Source organism: Sphingomonas abaci (assembly GCF_014199625.1).
GTDB classification, from domain to species: Bacteria; Pseudomonadota; Alphaproteobacteria; order Sphingomonadales; family Sphingomonadaceae; genus Sphingomonas; species Sphingomonas abaci.
Genome location: NZ_JACHNY010000005.1, coordinates 317,410 through 336,824 on the forward strand (window position 1 = coordinate 317,410; position 19,415 = coordinate 336,824).

The 19,415-nt window shown below is 63.7% G+C and carries 31 protein-coding genes and 2 pseudogenes; 27 read left to right on the top strand and 6 right to left on the bottom strand.

Going from position 1 to position 19,415, the window contains the following annotated elements:
• Positions 1-282 precede the first annotated feature (282 nt).
• The 3 genes from GGQ96_RS13730 to GGQ96_RS13740 form a co-directional block, all read right to left on the bottom strand.
• Positions 283-696, bottom strand: a complete 414-nt coding sequence (locus GGQ96_RS13730) for a helix-turn-helix domain-containing protein (protein WP_184115679.1) — start codon at positions 694-696, stop codon at positions 283-285.
• Positions 693-1,190 carry a hypothetical protein gene (locus GGQ96_RS13735; protein ID WP_184115681.1) on the bottom strand — a complete coding sequence of 166 codons (498 nt, stop codon included), beginning with the start codon at positions 1,188-1,190 and terminating at the stop codon, positions 693-695. The genes GGQ96_RS13730 and GGQ96_RS13735 overlap by 4 nt, the downstream gene beginning before the upstream one ends.
• Before the next feature lie 63 nt (positions 1,191-1,253).
• Positions 1,254-2,009: a S24 family peptidase gene (locus GGQ96_RS13740; protein ID WP_184115683.1), complete on the bottom strand. Its 756-nt coding sequence runs from the start codon at positions 2,007-2,009 to the stop codon at positions 1,254-1,256.
• 99 nt (positions 2,010-2,108) lie between these two features.
• Here GGQ96_RS13740 and GGQ96_RS13745 point away from each other — a divergent pair, with 99 nt between their 5' ends.
• The 10 genes from GGQ96_RS13745 to GGQ96_RS13790 all read left to right on the top strand — a co-directional run bounded on the left by GGQ96_RS13745 (position 2,109) and on the right by GGQ96_RS13790 (position 6,562).
• A complete protein-coding gene (locus GGQ96_RS13745; protein WP_184115685.1) occupies positions 2,109-2,312 on the top strand; it encodes a hypothetical protein in 204 nt (67 codons plus the stop codon).
• The gene (locus tag GGQ96_RS13750) at positions 2,309-2,584 is read left to right on the top strand and encodes a hypothetical protein (RefSeq protein WP_184115687.1); all 276 of its coding nucleotides are present in this window, start codon (positions 2,309-2,311) and stop codon (positions 2,582-2,584) included. Before GGQ96_RS13745 ends, GGQ96_RS13750 begins: the two co-directional genes overlap by 4 nt.
• The gene (locus GGQ96_RS13755; protein WP_184115689.1) at positions 2,581-3,063 is read left to right on the top strand and encodes a hypothetical protein; all 483 of its coding nucleotides are present in this window, start codon (positions 2,581-2,583) and stop codon (positions 3,061-3,063) included. Before GGQ96_RS13750 ends, GGQ96_RS13755 begins: the two co-directional genes overlap by 4 nt.
• 167 nt (positions 3,064-3,230) lie before the next feature.
• A complete protein-coding gene (locus tag GGQ96_RS13760; RefSeq protein WP_184115691.1) occupies positions 3,231-3,410 on the top strand; it encodes a conjugal transfer protein TraR in 180 nt (59 codons plus the stop codon).
• Between the two features lie 122 nt (positions 3,411-3,532).
• Positions 3,533-4,006: a hypothetical protein gene (locus GGQ96_RS13765; RefSeq protein ID WP_184115693.1), complete on the top strand. Its 474-nt coding sequence runs from the start codon at positions 3,533-3,535 to the stop codon at positions 4,004-4,006.
• 17 nt (positions 4,007-4,023) lie between these two features.
• Entirely contained in the window at positions 4,024-4,188 is a 165-nt protein-coding gene (locus GGQ96_RS13770) for a hypothetical protein (RefSeq protein WP_184115695.1), read from the top strand.
• Positions 4,185-4,349, top strand: a complete 165-nt coding sequence (locus GGQ96_RS13775) for a hypothetical protein (protein ID WP_184115697.1) — start codon at positions 4,185-4,187, stop codon at positions 4,347-4,349. Before GGQ96_RS13770 ends, GGQ96_RS13775 begins: the two co-directional genes overlap by 4 nt.
• The gene (locus GGQ96_RS13780; protein ID WP_184115699.1) at positions 4,342-4,620 is read left to right on the top strand and encodes a hypothetical protein; all 279 of its coding nucleotides are present in this window, start codon (positions 4,342-4,344) and stop codon (positions 4,618-4,620) included. Before GGQ96_RS13775 ends, GGQ96_RS13780 begins: the two co-directional genes overlap by 8 nt.
• A 552-nt stretch (positions 4,621-5,172) precedes the next feature.
• Complete coding sequence (locus GGQ96_RS13785; RefSeq protein WP_184115701.1) at positions 5,173-5,757, top strand: hypothetical protein; 585 nt, start codon at positions 5,173-5,175, stop codon at positions 5,755-5,757.
• A gap of 181 nt (positions 5,758-5,938) precedes the next feature.
• Positions 5,939-6,562 (top strand): hypothetical protein, encoded by a 624-nt coding sequence (locus tag GGQ96_RS13790; RefSeq protein WP_184115703.1) that lies wholly within the window; start codon positions 5,939-5,941, stop codon positions 6,560-6,562.
• A 418-nt stretch (positions 6,563-6,980) separates the two neighbouring features.
• Here GGQ96_RS13790 and GGQ96_RS13795 read toward each other — a convergent pair whose 3' ends face one another.
• From GGQ96_RS13795 to GGQ96_RS13805, 3 genes are all read right to left on the bottom strand, one after another.
• Positions 6,981-7,250, bottom strand: coding sequence for a DUF6894 family protein (locus GGQ96_RS13795; protein WP_184115705.1), 270 nt, complete (start codon positions 7,248-7,250; stop codon positions 6,981-6,983).
• 144 nt (positions 7,251-7,394) lie between these two features.
• A complete protein-coding gene (locus GGQ96_RS13800; protein WP_184115707.1) occupies positions 7,395-7,550 on the bottom strand; it encodes a hypothetical protein in 156 nt (51 codons plus the stop codon).
• 79 nt (positions 7,551-7,629) lie between these two features.
• Entirely contained in the window at positions 7,630-7,815 is a 186-nt protein-coding gene (locus GGQ96_RS13805) for a hypothetical protein (protein ID WP_184115709.1), read from the bottom strand.
• A gap of 282 nt (positions 7,816-8,097) precedes the next feature.
• Between GGQ96_RS13805 and GGQ96_RS13810 the strand changes: the two genes are divergently transcribed.
• From GGQ96_RS13810 to GGQ96_RS13885, 17 genes and pseudogenes are all read left to right on the top strand, one after another.
• Positions 8,098-8,415, top strand: coding sequence for an HNH endonuclease (locus GGQ96_RS13810; RefSeq protein ID WP_184115711.1), 318 nt, complete (start codon positions 8,098-8,100; stop codon positions 8,413-8,415).
• Between the two features lie 174 nt (positions 8,416-8,589).
• Positions 8,590-9,018 carry a P27 family phage terminase small subunit gene (locus tag GGQ96_RS13815; protein WP_184115713.1) on the top strand — a complete coding sequence of 143 codons (429 nt, stop codon included), beginning with the start codon at positions 8,590-8,592 and terminating at the stop codon, positions 9,016-9,018.
• A complete protein-coding gene (locus GGQ96_RS21775; RefSeq protein WP_343059060.1) occupies positions 9,011-10,102 on the top strand; it encodes a terminase large subunit domain-containing protein in 1,092 nt (363 codons plus the stop codon). The genes GGQ96_RS13815 and GGQ96_RS21775 overlap by 8 nt, the downstream gene beginning before the upstream one ends.
• Positions 10,103-10,120: 18 nt before the next feature.
• Positions 10,121-10,828: pseudogene (locus GGQ96_RS21780) on the top strand (terminase TerL endonuclease subunit); the annotation flags it as partial.
• A gap of 14 nt (positions 10,829-10,842) precedes the next feature.
• Positions 10,843-12,132, top strand: coding sequence for a phage portal protein (locus GGQ96_RS13825; protein ID WP_184115715.1), 1,290 nt, complete (start codon positions 10,843-10,845; stop codon positions 12,130-12,132).
• A gap of 28 nt (positions 12,133-12,160) precedes the next feature.
• Entirely contained in the window at positions 12,161-13,147 is a 987-nt protein-coding gene (locus tag GGQ96_RS13830) for a head maturation protease, ClpP-related (RefSeq protein WP_221239963.1), read from the top strand.
• A gap of 25 nt (positions 13,148-13,172) precedes the next feature.
• Positions 13,173-14,540: a phage major capsid protein gene (locus GGQ96_RS13835; protein ID WP_184115717.1), complete on the top strand. Its 1,368-nt coding sequence runs from the start codon at positions 13,173-13,175 to the stop codon at positions 14,538-14,540.
• A gap of 79 nt (positions 14,541-14,619) precedes the next feature.
• Positions 14,620-14,850 (top strand): hypothetical protein, encoded by a 231-nt coding sequence (locus GGQ96_RS13840; RefSeq protein WP_184115719.1) that lies wholly within the window; start codon positions 14,620-14,622, stop codon positions 14,848-14,850.
• Positions 14,851-14,942: 92 nt separating this feature from the next.
• The gene (locus tag GGQ96_RS13845) at positions 14,943-15,593 is read left to right on the top strand and encodes a head-tail connector protein (protein ID WP_246360556.1); all 651 of its coding nucleotides are present in this window, start codon (positions 14,943-14,945) and stop codon (positions 15,591-15,593) included.
• Complete coding sequence (locus GGQ96_RS13850) at positions 15,593-15,958, top strand: head-tail adaptor protein (protein ID WP_184115721.1); 366 nt, start codon at positions 15,593-15,595, stop codon at positions 15,956-15,958. The genes GGQ96_RS13845 and GGQ96_RS13850 overlap by 1 nt, the downstream gene beginning before the upstream one ends.
• Positions 15,958-16,470, top strand: coding sequence for a hypothetical protein (locus GGQ96_RS13855; protein WP_184115723.1), 513 nt, complete (start codon positions 15,958-15,960; stop codon positions 16,468-16,470). The genes GGQ96_RS13850 and GGQ96_RS13855 overlap by 1 nt, the downstream gene beginning before the upstream one ends.
• A gap of 25 nt (positions 16,471-16,495) precedes the next feature.
• Positions 16,496-16,852: a hypothetical protein gene (locus GGQ96_RS13860; RefSeq protein ID WP_184115725.1), complete on the top strand. Its 357-nt coding sequence runs from the start codon at positions 16,496-16,498 to the stop codon at positions 16,850-16,852.
• 66 nt (positions 16,853-16,918) lie between these two features.
• Positions 16,919-17,344 carry a hypothetical protein gene (locus GGQ96_RS13865; RefSeq protein ID WP_184115727.1) on the top strand — a complete coding sequence of 142 codons (426 nt, stop codon included), beginning with the start codon at positions 16,919-16,921 and terminating at the stop codon, positions 17,342-17,344.
• Positions 17,345-17,378: 34 nt separating this feature from the next.
• Complete coding sequence (locus GGQ96_RS13870) at positions 17,379-17,660, top strand: hypothetical protein (RefSeq protein ID WP_184115729.1); 282 nt, start codon at positions 17,379-17,381, stop codon at positions 17,658-17,660.
• Positions 17,657-18,079 (top strand): hypothetical protein, encoded by a 423-nt coding sequence (locus tag GGQ96_RS13875; RefSeq protein ID WP_184115731.1) that lies wholly within the window; start codon positions 17,657-17,659, stop codon positions 18,077-18,079. The genes GGQ96_RS13870 and GGQ96_RS13875 overlap by 4 nt, the downstream gene beginning before the upstream one ends.
• The gene (locus tag GGQ96_RS21850) at positions 18,079-18,198 is read left to right on the top strand and encodes a phage tail assembly chaperone (protein ID WP_184115733.1); all 120 of its coding nucleotides are present in this window, start codon (positions 18,079-18,081) and stop codon (positions 18,196-18,198) included. Before GGQ96_RS13875 ends, GGQ96_RS21850 begins: the two co-directional genes overlap by 1 nt.
• A 10-nt stretch (positions 18,199-18,208) precedes the next feature.
• Positions 18,209-19,415, top strand: a pseudogene (locus GGQ96_RS13885) (hypothetical protein); the annotation flags it as partial.

A 19,415-nucleotide genomic window follows, 5' to 3' on the forward strand; every position in this document is an offset into this window, starting at 1 on the left:
CATGAGGGACCACCCCAACTACTGCTGTAGAATAGGGTCCAATTTGAGCGCCTTCTAACGGCATGACCCCAACGACAACTCCGTCAACCTCAACTTCGACTCTAGTCGGGGGCAGCTCTGCGGGACCCTTTATCATTATCTCGAAATATACCGACACACTCAAATCGCAAGGAAATCCAGCAACACCAATATTACCAGACATCACATTGACAAGGGTATGCTGATTGTCTCGCGATTCTGTTACATACTCACAAAGAACGGCATTGCCGATTTTGAACATGCTTAGCATTTCACTTCAACTTTCTTGTCCAGCATGCCAGTAAGGGTGCCGTTAGCCACCTTAACCGCGCCAGCTTTTCGCATTTTCACAAGTCTTATCGGTTTCTCTGAAAAGGCGTCTGAATAGTAGTTCGCTTTTACAACTTTGTTTAAGTCAATAAAATTCATTTCTGGCCTAAAGTTTATCGCGCGCGCAAGATTGTGCATTACTCGTATACTAACAGCACTTTCCCCGGAAAGAATATTATTAACCTGCTCTACATCTATACCAAGCCTTTCGGCGATGTATTGCTCATCAAGTCCCCGGCTTTTCGCTCCTTCGATAATCTTCTGAAGCTGCCTCCAAGTTTTTAGTTGAAAAGCATGCCAGCGATCTAGCAACTCGTCGTCGGGAATTTTAATTTCCGTGCCCGTCATTGCTCTAACCTCACATTGCTGATGCAATGGAAAAGTGAATGCCCGCTATGAGGCCTGCTGTCTTTGAACAGGAAATTCCATCGATCAACCGCTCTATCACGCGCTTCGTCATAGGCATCACCTTCCAGTTCGTGCCTAAACTTCCTCTCAAGCCCAATGAATTTATCGTAATCCACAAAAAAGCCAATTATTCTTGCGTGTGGTGTAAAGGTTATTTTGTAAACCCAAACGTCAAGACCAGGCGGTTGTAGTTTTTTTAAGGTTTGATTATTATCTAGAACGGCCTCACCTTTAACATACTCTCCAATAGCCGCCCTTACTCTTGATCTATAAACCCTGCTCTTCGTAGTGCCTTCAGGAGATGTTAACCAACGCATATGCTTTGCCGACATCAGGAAGACTCTTTTGGCCGCCTCATCAGGATCCATATGAGGTATATAGCGCAATAGCCTATTTTGAGACTCTAACGCCGCCAATTTTTTTAGAATGGTCATGAATTTTAACCGGCGTGAGCGAGGCGGATATGGACGGGTGCAAGGATTGCATCGCAAAGCATTTTAGTGCCTTTTTATAGAGCCGATTACCCGCCCGTGAATCAGGATGTCAGTGCGACTGACTTCCTGATTATCGACATCCGGGTTATCGCTGATCACCAGCACTCGGTCCGGCCCTACGGCGCGCAACCGCTTCACCGCGCCTAGTCCAAACAGCCAGATAGCCCAGATACGATCCTGGGCGTTCAGGTCGCGCTGGTTGACGTCGATGAAGAGCAGGTCGCGATCGTGCAGGGTGGGCTGCATTGAGTCCCCGATGCCGTCTACGATCCTTATGCGATCAGGCGGCGTGACGGTCATGCTGCGAAGGAAGCCGATGTCGAACTCGAACGCCTCGCCGTCGACATAGCTGGAGTCGAGATCTGCGCCTGGCCCCATGGAGTAGGACAGGTCTAGGCGCGTCACCGGTGCGGTTTCTCCGCTGTCTACGGACTTCATTCGAGGCTGATCGGACTGTTCAGGCCGCTGCCTTGGCGCGCCTTGTCGCGGTTGCTCTATTTTTACTGGCGGGCTGCCGCCCTCGCGCGGGTGCACCATCTCGACCAACGTCTCGTCTGGAAAGGCTAGAACGGTTTCCATAGCCCGCAGCACCTTGGGGCTCGGTCGCTTCACCTTGCCGCGCTCGACATCCCAGAGCGGCTTACCAGTGGTGCCGAGTATTTTCTGAAGATCGCTATCAAAAGAGTCGCGCGTCCGATTAGAGGCAGCGATAGCATTGGCCAGCGCAATTTGAAGCGGGGAACGGTCGTCATCGGCCATGTAGGTCGTGTCCCACACGTCGCTCAGGACTGAAAGGCTAGGGTTTGCCCTACTTTTCGCGCTTGACCGTAGGGCGCACCCTACGATATTGCACTCTTCATGACGAAAGCCTTGCTCACCGACATCGACGCTTTCCTCGAAAAGCATGGGGTAACTCCAGTGTCGTTTGGGCGGCAGGCGATGCGTGATCCGCACTTCGTCCGTGATCTAAGAGCAGGCCGGCGGGTGTGGCCTGAGACTGAACAGCGAGTGCGCTCGTTCATGACCGCGTTCCGCAGCCAGCCTGATCAGGTGGCGGCATGACCACCTGCGCCCGCTGCGGCGCTGGTCGCTGGCATCCTGAGATCTTCCAATGCCTTGCTGATGACTGCGAGCTTCGCGGGCTGACCTCCCGCGCAAGCGCCGATGTGCTTTCTCCCGACGCATCGGCGGTCCTCCCTTTGGTCCCCTTCGCCGGCCACGTTGCAGCCGTGGCCGGCGAGTTTTTCGACGATCGCTCGCGCGACGGCGAGACGTACAGCTTTGGGAGCGAGATGCAGGTCGGCGGTGTCCATGCTCATAGAGGTACGCTGTGACGAACCCGCACATCCACCCAAGCTACCGCACCGTTCCCGCGAGTTTGCTGCTTGAGACGCTCGGCGAGAGCCTGGCTGCAATCAAGGAAGCCGATGGGGCGACCTGGTCGGACATGGGCCGGGTTCTCGGCAAGAGTTCCGACCGGGCGGCGGCTTACGCGGGCGGCATGGGTGACATGGGCGCGGTGTCGTTTCTGTTTGGCTGCCGTGAATGGGACGGCCGCTTCGCCAATGAGGCGTTGGCTCTAGTGGGTATGCGCCTTGCGCCCCTGAGCGCCCCTTCTCAGCCCGAGGATCGCAGCTCCCTGCGGGTGCTCGGTGCACTGATCGCAAAGAAGGCCGCTGCTCTGGAAGACGGCGTCGTCGACGATGCCGAGCTGGAAGACATGTGGCCCGAAATCGAAGCTCTTTCCAACCACATCGACCGCTTGCGGATGCGTCGCCGGGCCGACGCTCTGCGGCTACCCGACCACACCTGAGATAACCGCAGGTCTGACCCGCATCGGAGTATGATCAATGCAACTGATAGGCACTGGGCCTGCGGAGAAGGCCGTAGGACCGAAGGCAGACTCGCGCCCGGCTTACCCGGTTATCATTCCAGCGCTCGGTCCCGCGTGGAACGACGCTGTGGCTCGGCTGATGTCCCGTGGCTGACGCGGTCGACGTGGCGCAGGAGGTCAATGACCTGCACCTGCGCGCCAGCCTTGCCGCTGCCCGCCAGCCGGTTGCGATCGGTACACCTGGCGAGTGCCAGAAGTGCGGTGACGACATGCCCCGCTTGGTCGGTGGCCTGTGCGGCTTCTGCCGCGATGGGCGGCGCCGGTGAACCGGGCGTGCTCCGATTGCGGTTGCTCGATCACCGCGAAGAACCGCTCCGGGCGGTGCCGCCCTTGCTGCGTCCGTCGCTTTAGCACCGATCCCGCCCTCAATGAAAAGAGGCGGGAGCGCTTGGCGGCAAAAGTCCAGGATGAAGGATACAAGGCCCGGCATCGCGCTGGCTCGAAGCGTGGAGCGGCCAACCGGGTCGCCAATCCCCTTCATCTGGAGCGCCTTCAGGAGATCGGCCGAACGTACGGACGGGCCAATCTCGCACTGGGACAGACCGAGGAGGCGCGTCAGAAGATCGGGGATACGTTGCGTCGCCGGCATCTGGCTTGGTGCCCGGAGGAATACTGGCCGATGAACCAGCTTTTGAAGCGAGCCGGCTATTGCCTTCCCGAGCGCAAGGAGATGATTGCCGCTGAGGTCGCGCGAGCCAAGAAGGCCGCAGCTCCGCAGGCCGCAGTGAAGCAGGCTGAACCTTTGACGTTCGAACAGCAGATGGAGCGGGTTCGCAACGGCGCAAAGCTCACCACTGTTCCCGACACCCGCCCCACCGGCCCGGCCTACAGCCTCGTCGGCAACGCAACGGGGATGCTGTGACCCCCTACGACGCACCCATGATCCGCGCGGTCATTCGGCAGTTGCAATCCGACCAGTTCGCGCGGGTGCGTCCCTCTGACTTTCACCGGTGGCCGGTGACCGCGATCACCCCGACCGCCGTCATCGAAGAGCTGATCGCGAATGAACAGACGCGTCGCGCTGCTCTCAAGCAGGGAGAATGACCGTGAACATGGTACTCCGCTTCCTTCCCCGTGCCGAGATTGGCCGCATCAGCGGTCAGTCGATGACGGTGGGTCGTCCAGGCGATGGCTGGTACATTGCGTTCGAATGGCTGGGCTGGGCCACGATCTTAGAGCTCATGCGGTCGGTGCGTAATGACTGAGGCGGCGACCTGCGCCGCAAAAGCGGCTCATTCTTCCACATTCAGCGTCGCGCGAATGATGGGTCTCACCACTGCAGCGACGATGCTCGGCGGTCAGTCGGAGTTGGCGGAGGCACTTGGCATTCAGCCTCGCAGCCTGCGCGCGAAGTTCTCCGCAGAGCGCGGCGTCAGCGATGACGATCTGCGCTCGGCGGCTGATGCTCTCGACCGGCAGGCCAAGCGCATCATGGCGCACGCTGAGAAGCTGCGTACCGAGGCTGCTGCTGCGTGACCTTCTCCGCGCTCATCAGGAACATGGCGGCGGCTGGGGCGACCATCGATGCGATCGCGTTGGCGGTCGAAGCGATCGAGCGCGCCCAGGCGGTGGCCGATGCTCCACGGGCGGCGGCACGCGAGCGCAAGCGCCGGCAGCGGGAACGTGACCGTGAGCGTGACATGTCACGCGACAGTCACGCGACGGTCACGGGACAAGGGCGTGACGTACCCGCCCCCGCCCCCTCTCCCCTTTCTTCCCCCCAGACCCCCCAACAAACCCCACACCCCCACCCCCACCCGGAAGGGACCGACGCACGTACGCGTAAGGCCCGCTCGACCGCCTGGCCCTGCCCCCAGGGGGTCGATCCGGCTCACTGGACGGACATGCTGGCCAACCGGAAGTCGAAGCGATTGGCGAACACGGCAACGGCTCATGCTGGGGTGCTTCGCGACTTGGCCAAGTTCTCGGACGAGGAGTGGCCGCCCGGTCGGATCGTCCAACACGCCGCTGAGCGCGGCTGGGGAGCAATCTTCGACCCTCGACCCAAGCAATCGACTGGAAGCAGCAATGGCCACCGAGATTATTCAGCACGACGCAGCGGCAACGGGATGCTCGATGCCATCATTGACCTCGAACGTGCAGACCGTGCTGGCGCGGGCTTTCGAGGCTGACGCGGTCTTCACTGCTCGCGAGATCGCACTAATCGAACCGGTGGCAAAGGCTGTTGCGGTGCCGCAGCCTGCCGATGAGAAGTTCCTGCGTCAGTCCCTAGGCGGGTTGTCCGCAGCTCTCCCCAGCCAGTCGACCGATGTGGTTTCCGGCAACCTCAAGCTCCGGGCGTACATGTCAATGCTAGAGGGCTGCGACGAACGGGCGCTCGCCTATGCGTGCCGCCGCTGCCTGGACGAACTCGACTGGATGCCGACCGTGCACCAGATCAAGGAGCGCATGGCCAAATGGGTCAGCCCGGAGGAGGCCGCCATCCGCCGTGCCCGCGCAATCATCCGTGCTGGGCGCCGCGCGCCGGAACAGAACGACGTTGCCGCCATCCCGCCGGAGGAGGTCGATCGGGTCAACGCCTTCCTACGGACCCGAGGCATTGCAACGCAGTTCGCCCCAGACGGCACCACCTTTCAGGCCCAAGCGGCCTGACCACCACAGAGAATAGAGCAGGGAGCAAGAGGGTGCAGCAGCAGGCAATTGGGCCGATCGCCAAGTGGGCGGCGGAGAAGGTGGTGGAGGCAGCAGCGGATGTTGCAGCCCGACAAATTCAGAAACGAGTGAAGCAGATGGCGATGCGGAAGGTCGCTTCTATCAGGCGGAGGGCACGGTAATGGGACGGCCGAAGGGCAAGCTGAGCAAGGGACAGCCACGCGGGGCGCGATCGGCATCGGGGCGCAAGCGTGATCGCACGCCGCAGGAAGCGGGGCCCTGTGAGGGGGTGCAGCGTCGGCGCGAGCTCTACAGGCTGCCCGCCAATGACGTCGGCGAGCCCGACGCCAAGGCGCGGGAGGCGCGGAAGGGCAAGCAGGAGACGGACACCTGTGATGCGCTGGGCCGGGCTTATTGCGCTGGCCTTCTGGGGTCAGGGCGCCAAGCTGAGGACCGCCTAAACGCGGGTCGTGGTCTCGCGTCATCATATTGGCGTTCGTATGGCTTCAGCACGCCGGACAGCCTCGCCCGATTCCAGCCGCAGCAGGGATCAGCCAAGGAAGACCCGGCACGTGATCAGCGCCGCGAAGAAAGCCTGAATCGATGCCTGAACCTGATCAACTCGGCAGGCCGTCACGTCCGGTTCGCCTTCGATCAGCTGGTAGTGGACCCCAATCCCGATATGGGGCCTGTATGGCTCGACGCGATCGTAGCGGCGCACCGTTCAAGCCCGCCTCGACCTGCTCCAGCATCGGCTCTGCGTCAGCTGGAGCATGCCCTTGATGGCCTTGATTTGATCGCTTGACGTTCCTGTTTATTTCTGGCAGGTAGTCACAGTGCACGATGTGCGCTTGGAGCCGCGCCCGCGAGGGTTGCGGCTCTTGTGCATTCTGGTGGGTGGCCCGCTTCGTCAGATTGCGATTGGGAAGTCCGGCCGCTGAGCGAGATCGGCCATATCGTTAAAGCCCAACGTCATCGAGCTATCAGCAAACTGGATAATCAGCCTGGCTCGCTTGCTCACGTCACATGAGAGAGCCTGATTGACCATGTCGCTCAACCGGCCCCGATCAAGCCTTACGTATCTGGAACCACCATCTTCTTGTATAAAGAGCGCACTCTCTGCCCTCCAGTCCACCGCGTCCACAATCCGTCTCCAAAAGCGTCGGCAGCCAATCGGTGGCAGCCTGTCGGCGTTCCCGCTTTCGCCTTGGATCAAAGTGATTTCACCCCGCTGTCATCTCATCTGAAGCCGATCCGGTCCGGATTGGCGACGAGCGGGGAACGACGGTAGCTACGATAATGTTCGTGAGCGCCTGGCCCATGCCATTCTCGATATCGAGCTGCCAATGCCCCTCGGTGGCAAACTCAGGGTGCTCGGACAGGTATCGGCCGAGGTGCCGCACCGCTGCGCTACGGGCTTCGTCGAGACTCTCGCATTCGTGGCTGATTGGCGCTTCTGAGGAATTTTTCAGTCGGAACACGTAGCGGGTCATGCGGCTGCCACACAGGGGCCATCCCTGCGCTCCATAAGGGATCGGGTGACGCGCCTAGCACGCCACCCGCTCAGCGCCTTGATGTAGATGCGCCTGCAGGGCGCTTTGCGACGAACCGCATCGTATGAGCAAGGGATAGGCAGCTTACTCCGTGCCGGTCTCGCGAGCATCGCCCTTCAAATCCTCGGCAGTCAAATCCTCCTGCCGTTTGCCTTGGATGTCACGGTCCTCACCGTTTTCACCGGGGTTGAATTGGCCGCCGTCACCTTCGGCATGGGTTTCGCGCTCTGGATCTATCATGGCTCTCTCCTTCGTGGGCAGCGTAAACGGAGATCTTGGCGAACCGGTCCATAAAGTAGGGTGAGCGTCTGCAATCAGCTTACGTGGCCGCACCCCATTCCGGCAGGCCCATCGCGATCGCCGCGCACGCATAGCCAATATGTTTGGGCGCGCCGTCGCGCTGGTAGCGCGGCACCGTGTTGCGGCCGATGCCAAGCCGTTCGGCCGCCTCGCCGATGCCCAGGTTCATATGCTTCATCCATGCGGTGAACTGGTCAGCGGTCATTGTCGTCTGCCCTCCAATCGACTATAAAGCAGGGAGTGCCCCGGCCCTTTCAGACCGGGACACCCCTTCAGGTTAACCCTTTCGGCGTAGCGCAATGATCAGTGTTCCCGCACTGATCGCTACGCCGAGGGCCTGAAGAAGAAGGGCGGCTATTTCCACCTTGCTTCTCCTTCGTGCCGGGTCGGCGGTATTGCCTTCCCTTCCGGCCTATTTTCTATGCACCAAACGGTGCGTGGTGGCAATGGGTAGAAGCACTGATTGGTGCAAAAAAGCGCGGTGACTATGCCCAATGTTGAGCGGCTGCGCGGGCGCGCCGGTCAGGCGCAACGCACGCGCCGCCTCGCTCGCACCGATGGCCTATGCGAGCGCTGCGACGGCAAGGGGCGCGTGACGCTGGCGACGGTGGTCGACCATATCGTGCCGCTGGCCAATGGCGGGACCGATGAGGACGACAACACGCGCAACCTCTGCGATCCCTGCCATCTTGAGGTCGGGGTGGAACAGTTCGGGCATCAGGTGACGCGGGAGGGTCGAGGGGTCGGCCGGAACGGTCGGCCGACCAGCCCCGATCACCCGTGGAACCAACCGCATCGGACTTAACGCGAGGGCATCAATTGGTCGCGTCGGCGCAACATTATGTCGCGCAACAAAATAACGCCCCCTGGTCAAAAGTTTCAGAGCCGAGGGGCCGGACACCGACGGCCTCCTGCGTACGCAGCGAGATCAATTTTTTAGGGGGGAGGGTTTCGCCCTGGTCGCCCCGGAGGCTTCCGCATGGCCGATGTCATCGCAATAGACGGCGGCGACGGCACGCCGCCCGAGCCAAATTGGCGCTCCATCTTCGGCCGTGCAGCGGATCGCGCAGCGGCATCCGCCTACTGGCGCGAGGTGATAAGCGAGTTGCGCACCGCCGAGAAGCTGGCAGTCGCCAACTCGCACAGCATCAAGCGCTTGGTCGTGGCTTATGTCTCCTATGACCGCTGCGCCAAGGAGGTGGCCAAATCGGGCCCGGTGATGAAGGCGCCCAAGACAGGCGTGCCGACCTATTCGCCGTGGTGGTCGACCATGAACGCCGCCGACAGCCAGGCAAGCGCGCTCGAGAAGGCGCTCTGCATCACGCCGCGCGATCGTGGCACCGGTGCGAAGGTGGCGAAGAAGGCCCGACAGCAGGCCGGCGGCGGGTACTTGAAGAGCCGTGGCTAACCGCTTCTGGGGAGAACCCGATCCGACCACCGCCTGGGCAAGGGCGGCGGTCGACGGCAAGCTGTTTACCTGCGGCGAGCTGGTCCGCCATGCCGCCGAGCGTCACCTACGCGACATTCGCGACGGCGAGCGGAGGGGCATCTATTGGCGGCCGGAAAAGGCGGCGCACTTCCTCAACTTCCTACCGTCGGTGTTCCAGGTCACCGACGGGCCCGCGGCGGGTGAGCCGTTCTATCCGCTCGAATACCACACGTTTGTTGGCGGCAGCCTGTTCGGTTGGCGCACTGCAACGGATCGGTGGCGGTTTCGGACCGGCTGGCTGGAGACTGGCAAGGGACAGGCCAAATCACCGCTAATGGGCGCGATCGGCGTCTACATCATGGGCTGGTGCGACATCCCGCGTGCGCAATGCTACGCCATCGGAGAGGACAAGGCGACCGCCAATGTCCTGTTCCGCGATGCTGTCGCCATGTGCCGGGCCGACATCCCCGGCGCGCAGGAGGAAGGCGACAGTCTGGAGGGCCTAGGCGAAGTCATCATTCGTGGCGAGTTGGAGAATGCCTGGAAGATCGAGCACCCCGATAGCGGCTCGTTCTTCATGCCGATCGCTAGCGGTGAGTCTCAATCGGGCCCACGTCCATCACTTGTGGCGGCCGATGAAATTCACGAATTGAAGTCAGAGGCGGCACTCCTGACGTGGAAGGCCGCCATCGACAAGGTGGCCGGCAACGCCCTGATGCTGCTCGGCACGAACACGCCCGCGCGATCCACCCAGCATGTCGGCACGTCGTATTCGGACATGTACCAGTCGGTCGTGAAGGGCGAAAGCAAGGACGATACTGCGTTTGCCTTCATCGCCCGGATCGACAAGGGCGACCGGGACAAGGTGCTCGAGAATGAGGCGTGCTGGCAGAAGTCGTTGCCCGCTTTAGGCGAGACATTCCCGATCGAAAACATTCGCGAGACGGTCAATTCCGCGAAGCTGCGGCCCTCGACAAAGTCGAGCGTCAAGCGCCTGTATTTTGGCATCGACAGCGCGGCCGCTGACTTCTGGATCAGCGAAGAGAAATGGTCCTCCGCATAGGGCACCGTCGACGCGCGCGGTATGCGGGGGCGCAAGTCCTGGCTGTCGCTCGACTTGTCGCAGAAGAATGACCTTACCGCGCTGTCGCAGGCCTGGGAGCTTCCCGACGATGCGGTCGCGGTCAAGACTTGGTACTGGACCACCAGAGAGGGGCTAGAAGAGCGGGCCGACGCTGACAAAGCGCCTTATCTCGACTGGGTTGAGGATAAGTACCTGACCGCCACTCCCGGCGCGACGATCGATTACACCTTCGTGGCAGCGCAGGTGCAGCAGCAAGTCGCCGAGCATGAGGTTGAGGCGCTGGTGGTCGACCCAGCCTTTCTGACGTCGTTCACCGATGCCTGTGACCAGGTGGGATTGGAATGGTGGCTGTGGAGCGGCCCCGGCAAGCCCGAGGGTCGAGGCCTGAAAATCATCAAGCATGCGCAGGGCCAGCGCATCATGTTCGAGGATCAGCAGCTTTGCATGCCGCATTCGATCACTCGGACCGAGGATCACCTGCTCGACGGCAAGCTCCTGATCGATGATTCTCCGGTGACCTATTCGTGCGCCGCCAATGCCGTGATCGAGTCCGACGGCCTGAACAACCGCATGTTCAACAAGAAGAAATCGCGCGGGCGGATCGACGGCATGGTGACGATCGCGATGGCCGTTGGCGCCGCCACGGCGACCGCCAGGCCAAAGAAGAAGTCGGTCTATGAGACCCGCGGCGTCCGCCGCGTTTAAGGAGGCGATTGCCTATGTCGTCTCCGGATGATTACCGGCGCGCAGCCGGGTACCGCCGTTCAGTTTCTCCTGAACGGATGGGCCTTGCGGGAAAGCCCAAGCTGAGCGGTCCCATTGTCGCCTATGATGCCTACGATTTGACCGATCCCGGGTTGCTGGAAATGATGCGGGCGGGCGGGAGCCGAGTTGGCGTCGCCGGCATCAGTGTCAGCGACAAGATGGCGCTGCGCAACAGCACCTTCTTTCGTGCCGTCTCGTTGATCGCCGGCAGCATGGGGATGTTGCCGCTCCACCTCATGCGGTTGAAGGCGGATGGGTCACGGGAGAAGGCTCGTGACCACCCGTTGTTCAACGTCCTGCACCGCAAGGCGAACGACTTTCAGACCGCTAGCCAGTTCAAGTCGTACATGCAGACGTGCGCGCTGCTGGACGGCAATGCCTACGCCTTGAAGGTGCGATCGCGCGGGGCGGTTCGTCAGCTCGTGCCCCTGCCCCGCCGATGTGTGCGCCCTCAGCTGTCGGACACCTTCGAACTGACGTTTCGTTATGACCGGCCGTCGGGCGGATCGGTCATTTTGTCCAAGGATGACGTCTTCCACTTCCGTGCACCGATCTCACTCGACGGCCTCACGGGGGTGTCGTTGCTGGATATCGCTGCCGACACCTTGAGTATCTCGCATCGCGCGCTTGCTGCTACCGGTCGGGTGCTCGCCAAGGGCACGATGGTCCGCGGCGCGCTAGAGACAGACAAGGATCTGGGAGATGAGGCCTACGGGCGGCTTCGCGAGAGCTTGCGCGATAGTTTCAGCGGTGCCGACGCGGATGAGGATTTCCTGATCCTTGAGGAGGGCCTCAAAGCCAAGGTGCTGACCGGCACCACAAAGGACAATCAGCTTGTCGAGATGCGCCGGCTGGAAGCGGAAGAGGTGAGCCGGTTCACCGGCGCGCCGCGCCCACTCCTCATGTTCGATGAGACGAGCTGGGGTAGCGGGATCCAGCAGCTAGGCTTGTTCTTCGTCACCTACTGTCTGCTGCAATGGTTCGTCATCTGGGAAGAAGCCATCTGGTTCTGTCTACTCAGCCCGGTCGAGCAGGAGACGATGTACGCCAAGTTCAACGACGGCGCATTGCTGCGCGGGTCGCTGAAAGAGCAGGCCGAATTCCTCAAGGCTGCCTTGGGGCCGAACACCGGCTTTTTCACCCCCAACGAAGCGCGTGAATACATGGACAAGAACCCGCTGGCAGGCGGTGACGAACTGCCGCGCCCTGGCACGACGGCCGCGACGATCGCGGCGGACGACTGACCCGCAATATCTGAAAGAGAGATGCTGTATGGCCGACGAAGGTAAGGCAGCCGGGAAGCCGCGCGCCGTTAAAACGCTGAATGGCGTGAAGCTTCCGGGCAAGCCGGCGGTCACGCTGCCGGATCGCGGCATGCCCCGGGCCATCCGCGGCGTTAACAACCGCTCGCGCCCTTCCGCCCTCCCCGTCCCCGCCGACCGAGCCGTGTCGGCGCTCGCCGGACCGCACGTGCTGGACAAATGGGCAGCCGATGCCGCCGGCATTCGTGCTGTCGAGGCCGGCGACAACGTCATCACGATGTTTGGGTCGATCGGCGAGGATTACTGGTCCGGCGGCGGCATCACCGCCAAGTCGGTAACGGCCCAGCTTCGCGCGATTGGCGACCGGCCGATCGAGGTGCAGGTCAACAGCCCAGGCGGAGACATGTTCGAGGGCATCGCGATCTACAACGTGCTGCGCGAGCACTCGCAGCCGGTGACGATCAAGATCATGGGCATGGCGGCTTCCGCTGCATCGGTGATCACCATGGCAGGCGACACGGTCGAGATCGGCGCCGCCAGCTTCCTGATGATCCATAATTGCTGGGTCGTGGCCGTTGGCAACCGACACGACATGACCGAGACTGCTGAGTATCTGGCCCCATTCGATCAGGCGATGGCCGATGTCTATGCTCACCGAAGCGGGCGCACCGCCGCTGAGTGCGCCGCGTGGATGGATGCCGAGACCTACATGTCCGGGTCCGTCGCAATCGAGCGCGGCTTCGCCGACAGCCTGCTTCCGGCGGACAAGACGACGCGCGATGAGAATGCGAAGGCGGCCGACCGTGAGCGGACCGCTATCACCACGCTCGAACTCAAGCTCGTGGCCGGCGGCGACACCCGCGCCCAGGCGCGCGAGCATATCACCAAGATCAAGGGCACGCCTGGCGCTGCCCCTGAAGCCGACACGCCAGGCGCTGGCGGCGACACAGAGATGGTCGGCCTGATGGCCGGCCTGCTCACCACCCTCCAGAGCTAGGAGCTCCACCATGCGACTGATGAACATGGCCGCCCTCGCGGCGGTGGCGACGGTGCTCGCCTCCCCCTTCCGCGCGCTCGGCGCGGCCTCCCCCCGCCCGATCGATCAAGACGAGGTGGTCGAACGGCCTTCGATGCGGCTCACCGCGCCGGCCATGCCTCGCGCGATCGCCGGGACCGTGCGCGCCGACGTCAGCGACCCCAAGACGCTGATCACGAAGCTGCAGGGCGCATTCGAGGCGTTCAAGGAAACGCACGCCCGCGAGCAGCAGGAGATCAAGGCCGGTCTGGCGGACGTCGTCACCACCGACAAGCTGACGGCGATCAATGCGACGCTCACTGAGTTGCAGACCGCGGTCGATGAGCAGGCGCGCATCCAGGCCGCCGCGAAGCTCGGCAACGGCGCGGTCATCGGCGATATCAAGGGCGATCCGGAATATGCCGCCGCGTTCAAGGCGCACATGCGCCGCGGCGATAGCGCACCGGGTGAGGTGAAGGCCGCCATGCAGAAGGGCACCGACACCGACGGCGGCTACCTGGCGCCCATCGAATGGGACCGGACCATCGGCGAGAAGCTGAAGCGGATCAGCCCGATGCGCGCCGAGAGCCGCGTGATCACGATCAGCGTCGCTGGCTTCAAGAAGTATTTCTCGGACCGCAATGTCGGATCCGGCTGGGTCGGCGAGACCGCCAGCCGCCCGGCCACCACGACGCCGCAGATCGGCGTGCTCGACTTCACCCCGGGCGAGCTCTACGCCAACCCGGCGATCAGCCAGCAGCTGCTGGACGACGCCGCAGTCGACCTGGAGCAGTGGCTGGGCAGCGAGGTCGACACCGAGTTCGCACGGCAGGAGGGTATCGGCTTCCTCTCCGGCGACGGTGCCAACAAGCCCTATGGCATCCTCACCTACGTCGCCGGTGCCGCCAATGCGGCGCGCCATCCCTATGGCGCGATCGCGACCGTTGCATCGGGTGCCGCGGCAGCCTTCACGGGCGATGGTTTCATCGAACTGATGTACGACCTCCCCAGCGAGTTCGCCGGCAACGCGAAGCTGTTCATCAACCGCCAGTCGCTCGGCTCGGCGCGCAAGCTGAAGGATGGTCAGGGCAACTTCCTGTGGCAGCCCAGCTATGCCCTTGGGCAGCCGCAGACGCTGAACGGCGCCCCGATCGTGGAGATGCCCGACATGCCGACGGTTGCCGCCGGCAACATCGCGGCGCTCTACGGGGACATGGAAGCGACCTACCTGGTGGTGGATCGGATCGGCATCCGGGTCCTTCGCGACCCGTTCACCAACAAGCCGTTCGTCCACTTCTACACCACGAAGCGTGTCGGCGGCGGCGTTCACAATCCGCAGCCCATGCGCGCGCTCAAGATCGGCGCAGCGGGCTAATCTCCACCGGGGCGGCACGGCCGCCCCGGTTCTTCGAAGCCGCGGTGCGCCACGGTTTCGGTGAACCCAGGAGACGATCATGGACAAAAACACCACCACGCGCCGGAATGGTGCCGCACCTGCGACGGAGATCGATACGTCCGGCGCCCCGCAGCAGATCGTCGCAGACGTCGACATGTCGCATCCCGCGGTCGACAGCGATCCGCGCGCTCATACCACGGCCGATCAGAACCGTATCGACTTCAACGACCCAACCATCAGCGGTTCGGAAGCGGTCGAGCAGAACCTGAAGGCCGCCGACGCCGCCTGAACGAGATAGCGCGCGGGCCGCCGCGCGCTTGGCGGGCTGGTTTCTTCCCCCTGGGCCAGCCCGCCTCCCCCTTACCATAACGAGGTGAGCGCATGACGGTCGACATGATGCGCGCCGCCCTGGGGCTTGGCGCTGACGTGCCCGATAGCGATGTGCGCGCCGCCTACGAGAACCTTGCCGCCGGCTGGTCGCAGGCCGATGCGGCCACGTCTCCAGATCCTCTCATCGACCTTGTCACCGCGCGCCGGCACCTGCGGCTGGACGAGGATGACACCAGCCAGGACGAAGAACTCGGCGATCAGATCGCGGATGCTATCGGATGGGTAGAGACCTATACCGGGCAGATCCTGTCGCCTCGCAACGTGACGGAGCAATTCCGCGGTTTCGGCCCTGTCGAGCTGCGATCCTGGCCGGTCGCGTCGGATGCGGTGACCGCGATCGCTTACGTGGATGCCGCGGGCATCCCGGCCACACTCCCGGCAAAGCTCGACACGACGAAGCGACCGGCAAGATTGCGTCCGGCGGCAGGCGCGTTCTGGCCCTTCCGAAACGCGGACCAAATGTTCACGGTCACCCTGACCGCCGGCTATGGCTCCCCGTCGCTGGTGCCGCGCAATCTGCGGCGGGCTGCCTTGGTCATGCTGACCGCCTATCACGATGATCGCGAGGGTGGTGAGGTGTTTAGCAAGGCGGAGGCTAGTGCCCGCAGCCTATGCCGTTTCCTTCGCCTGACGCGCGTCTGATGCCCCTCCGCACCCTCTCCAGCCGCCTCAAGGATCGCGTGACGATCCAAGAGAAAGACCTGATCGACAACGGCAAAGGTGGCCGCAGGCCGCGTGATCCGGCCGCGCCGTGGAAGGACTTGGCGCGTGGTGTCGCTGCCGAGGTGATCGCTCTGCGCGGCGATGAGGCGCTCCGCGAGGGGGTGGAGCGCTCCACCCGCCTGTGGCGCGTCACCATCCGCGCCCGCCGTGGCCTGTCACCCGCCATGCAGATCGTCTGGGATGACCCGGTGATGGGCGCGACGGCGATGAACATCCGGACCATGGCCCCGAACGAGGCCCGGGACGGCATCGTCATGACCTGCGAAAGCGGAGTGACCTCCTGATGGCCCGGCGGCCAGTCAAGGGCATCGGAAGGGTCCGCAAGCTGCTCCGCCGGCTGCCGGACGCCGTCGCCGGCGAGATCGTGGTCGAGCTGAACGTCACCGGCCGGCAGATGAACCAGGCCGTGCTCGCCAAAGCGCCGCGCAAGTCGGGGGCATTGAGGGCCGGCATCTCCTACAAGGTGCTGCCCAAGTCCCTCCGGCTGCAAGTCGGCCTGCTCGGCACGCGAAAAGGGCAGTCCAAGCTCTTCTATGGGCGCATTCAGGACCTGGGACGCAAGGCGCAGGTCGTGTCGGTCCAACGGTTCAAGGCGGGCGTCAAACGCGAGTATGATCGCGCTGGGCGCAAGTCGGGCGGCGGGCTGACCAGGCGATACCTCATGAAGGTCCGCGCTATGGCCCCCAAGCGGTTCGTGACCGGGCGTTATCCAGACCTCCGCCGCGCCTTGCGGGAAAACCTGCGGGGCACCTTCGCCCGCTCGCTGCAATCCATATCGGGAGCCGGTGATGAGTAGCGCGAAATCGGTCGTGGAGGCGGCGGTGTTCGCTGCCCTGGTCGAAAAGATCACCGGCGCGACGGTCTATCAGGACGCCCCGGAGAACGCGGAGGGCGACCTCGTCATCATCGGTGACATGAAGAGCGCGCGCCTGCCCGGCAAGGACGCGAGCGCCGATCGCAGCGTCACGCTTTCGGTGGTCGCGATCGTCAACGCGGAAGAGCGCGCACCGCTCTTGGCGCTGCAAGAGCAGTGCGACGAGGCGCTCGATGGAACCGACCTCAATGTGCCTGGCTGGGTGATCCGAGGCCAGTTCGATGACGACGACGCCGTTCTTTCCGACGACGGGGCCTCCTACACGGGCGTCTCTTCCTACACCTTCCTCGCGCTCGCGGACTGAGCGCCACCACCTTTCCATAACCCCGCCGCGCCTCGCCAGCGCGGCTTTTCGCATGGGAGAAGACGCATGGCGAAGAAGCTCGGCAATGATTACCGACTGTTCCTGCGCGCATCGGACGGCACGACGTTCTCGCAGCCGGCGGGCCAGGGCAACCTGACCAAGAGCGGCGGCAAGAACTTCACCTCAAACGCGACCAAGGACACTGAAGGCTACGACACCCAGCAGCCCGGCCTGAAGACGCTGACGCTGAAGCAGGACCTCATCCCGTCGCTGCCCGATCCGACCGGCTACACGCGCATGGAGACGCTCGACAAGTCGAACGCGACCGAGATCTATCAGATCCGCAAGAAGCCGTTCGCGGCGACCGACGTGGTGTTCGAGGCGGCCATGTATACCGGCCTCGATGACACCGGCTTCAACCAGGGCGCGAGCGTCACCGTCGGCGTGACGCTGACCCTGGCGGAAGCCCCCACGGTCGACGCGCTCGCCTGATCCGGCGCGCGCCCCTCTCACCCGGAGAACACCCATGAAGATCGCAGGCAAGGACGTGAAGATCACGTCGCCGAAGGACCTGAATGACCAGCTCGTCGCCGCGACCGGCTGCGGCGCACACGAAATCGAGACGGTGCTGGCGGCCGGTCCCGACCGGGCAGCGCGCGCGCTCCGCCCGTTTCTGGAGCCCGACTTCCTGCCGGGTCCGGAACTCGCGCGCGCGATCGCGGCCGATCCGGCGCTGATCGACGGCATCCGCGCGCTCTATGCCAAGGCTGGCGCGCCGCAGCCGGCGGCGGGGGGCGAGGCCAAGTGAGCGACGCCCGGCAGCCTGTTGCCGATCGGGGTGAGGCGTCCCTCACCCTCGCCGGCACCGTGATGGGCCTCCGCCCCAGCTTCGAAGCGCTCGACGCCATCGAAAAGGCGCTCGGGCGCGGCCTAGTCGACCTCGCCGGCGCAGCCATTCGCAAAGAACTGCGCATGTCGGAGACGGGACAGATCGCGTGCGAGCTGATCCGCGCTTTCGGCCGCGATGCGGACGATGCCGGCGCGAGCAAGTCGACCGCGCCGCGAGTGACCGAACTCATCATGGCCAGCGAGGGTGGCCTGCTCGCCGCCATGCAGACGATCAGCGGCGTCCTCGCGATTGCGGTGAACGGTGGATACGACACCCAGGGAAACCTGAAGCCGCCGACGACGACGATGACGACGGACGAAGCCCCCGTCGGCGGCTGATGGGCGCGGCGGCTGCCGCGCTCGGGTGGCGGCCGCGTGAGTTCTGGGCGGCAACTCCGCCAGAGTTCTGGGATGCGATGAACGGGTACGAGCGGATGCACCGCGTACCGGAGGAATAGGGGGCGGCCTTTGGCGGACAATACCGAACGGCTGCTCCTTCAGGTGGACGCCGCGACCGAGCTTCTGCGGCGTCATCTCGCCGAGGGCGAGCAGCCGCTGTCGCGTTTCGAGCAGCGCGCCGCGAAGATGTCGGAGAACGTCGACAAGTCGATCGCCGACATGAGCAAGCGGTTCGGTCCGCTGGCCCAACTGGCGGAGGACTCGGCGAAGCGCGCGCAGCGGGCCTTCGAGGATAGTTTCAGCGACATCCAGAAGATTGCGGCAAAGGCGATCGAGGCCCCCACCATTCGGGGCGGCGTCAACATCGGCGCAGCCGATGCGCGCGCGGCGGCCGAGAATGCCCAGCGGCAGGCCACCGCGACACGCCTGGTCGCCGAGGCGGCGGAGCGGGCGGCGGCCGGCGAAGGTGTCCTGACCGAGCGCACGCGCCTCTATGTGCAGGCGGCGCGCGCGGCGGCGCTGGAGGCCGAGCACCATGCGGTCGAGTTGGCGCGGGAAGCCGGCGCGCTGGAGCGGGTCGAGATCGAGCTTAACCAGGCGGGCGCGGGAGCGCAGTTGCTGGCGCTCCGGCAGCGCGGGGCGACCAACAGCACCGGCGCGCTTCGGGCGGCGATGCAGGGTGCGTCCTATCAGGTGCAGGACACCTTCACCCAGCTAAGCATGGGTGCGAACGTCCTGCAGGTGGTGGCGATCCAAGGCGGGCAGATGGCCGGTCAGTTCGCCAACATCGAGGGCAAGGCGGGCAACCTCGCACGTTTCATGATCGGCCCGTGGGGGCTGGCGCTCACCGCCGCGCTGCTGGTGCTCGGGCCGCTCACCAAAGGCGTGTTCGAGCTCGGCGATGCCACCGACGAGGCCGTCGACAAGCTGAAGCAAGACGCGATCGATACGGACGTTGCCGCCCGCGCCAAGGCGCGCTTCGCCGGCAGCATCGAGGGACTGAACGCCGCGCTGCGCGACCAGAGCAAGGCGCTGACGGAAACCGCCGACAGCGAGCGGAGCGCGGCAGAGCGGGCCAACATCAACGCCAAGGCCAAGCGCGACGAGGCATTGGCGATCCGGCAGGCGACCGCTGCCCGGCTCGCGGCGGCGGAAGCGGCGCTCGGCGACTTCTCGCAGATCGGTGCCACCACCGGCGCGGCGGCGTTGCAGAACGCGGCCCGCAGCGCCCGCGTCTACGAACTACGCCAGCAGCGCAGCGCCGCTGATGCGGCGG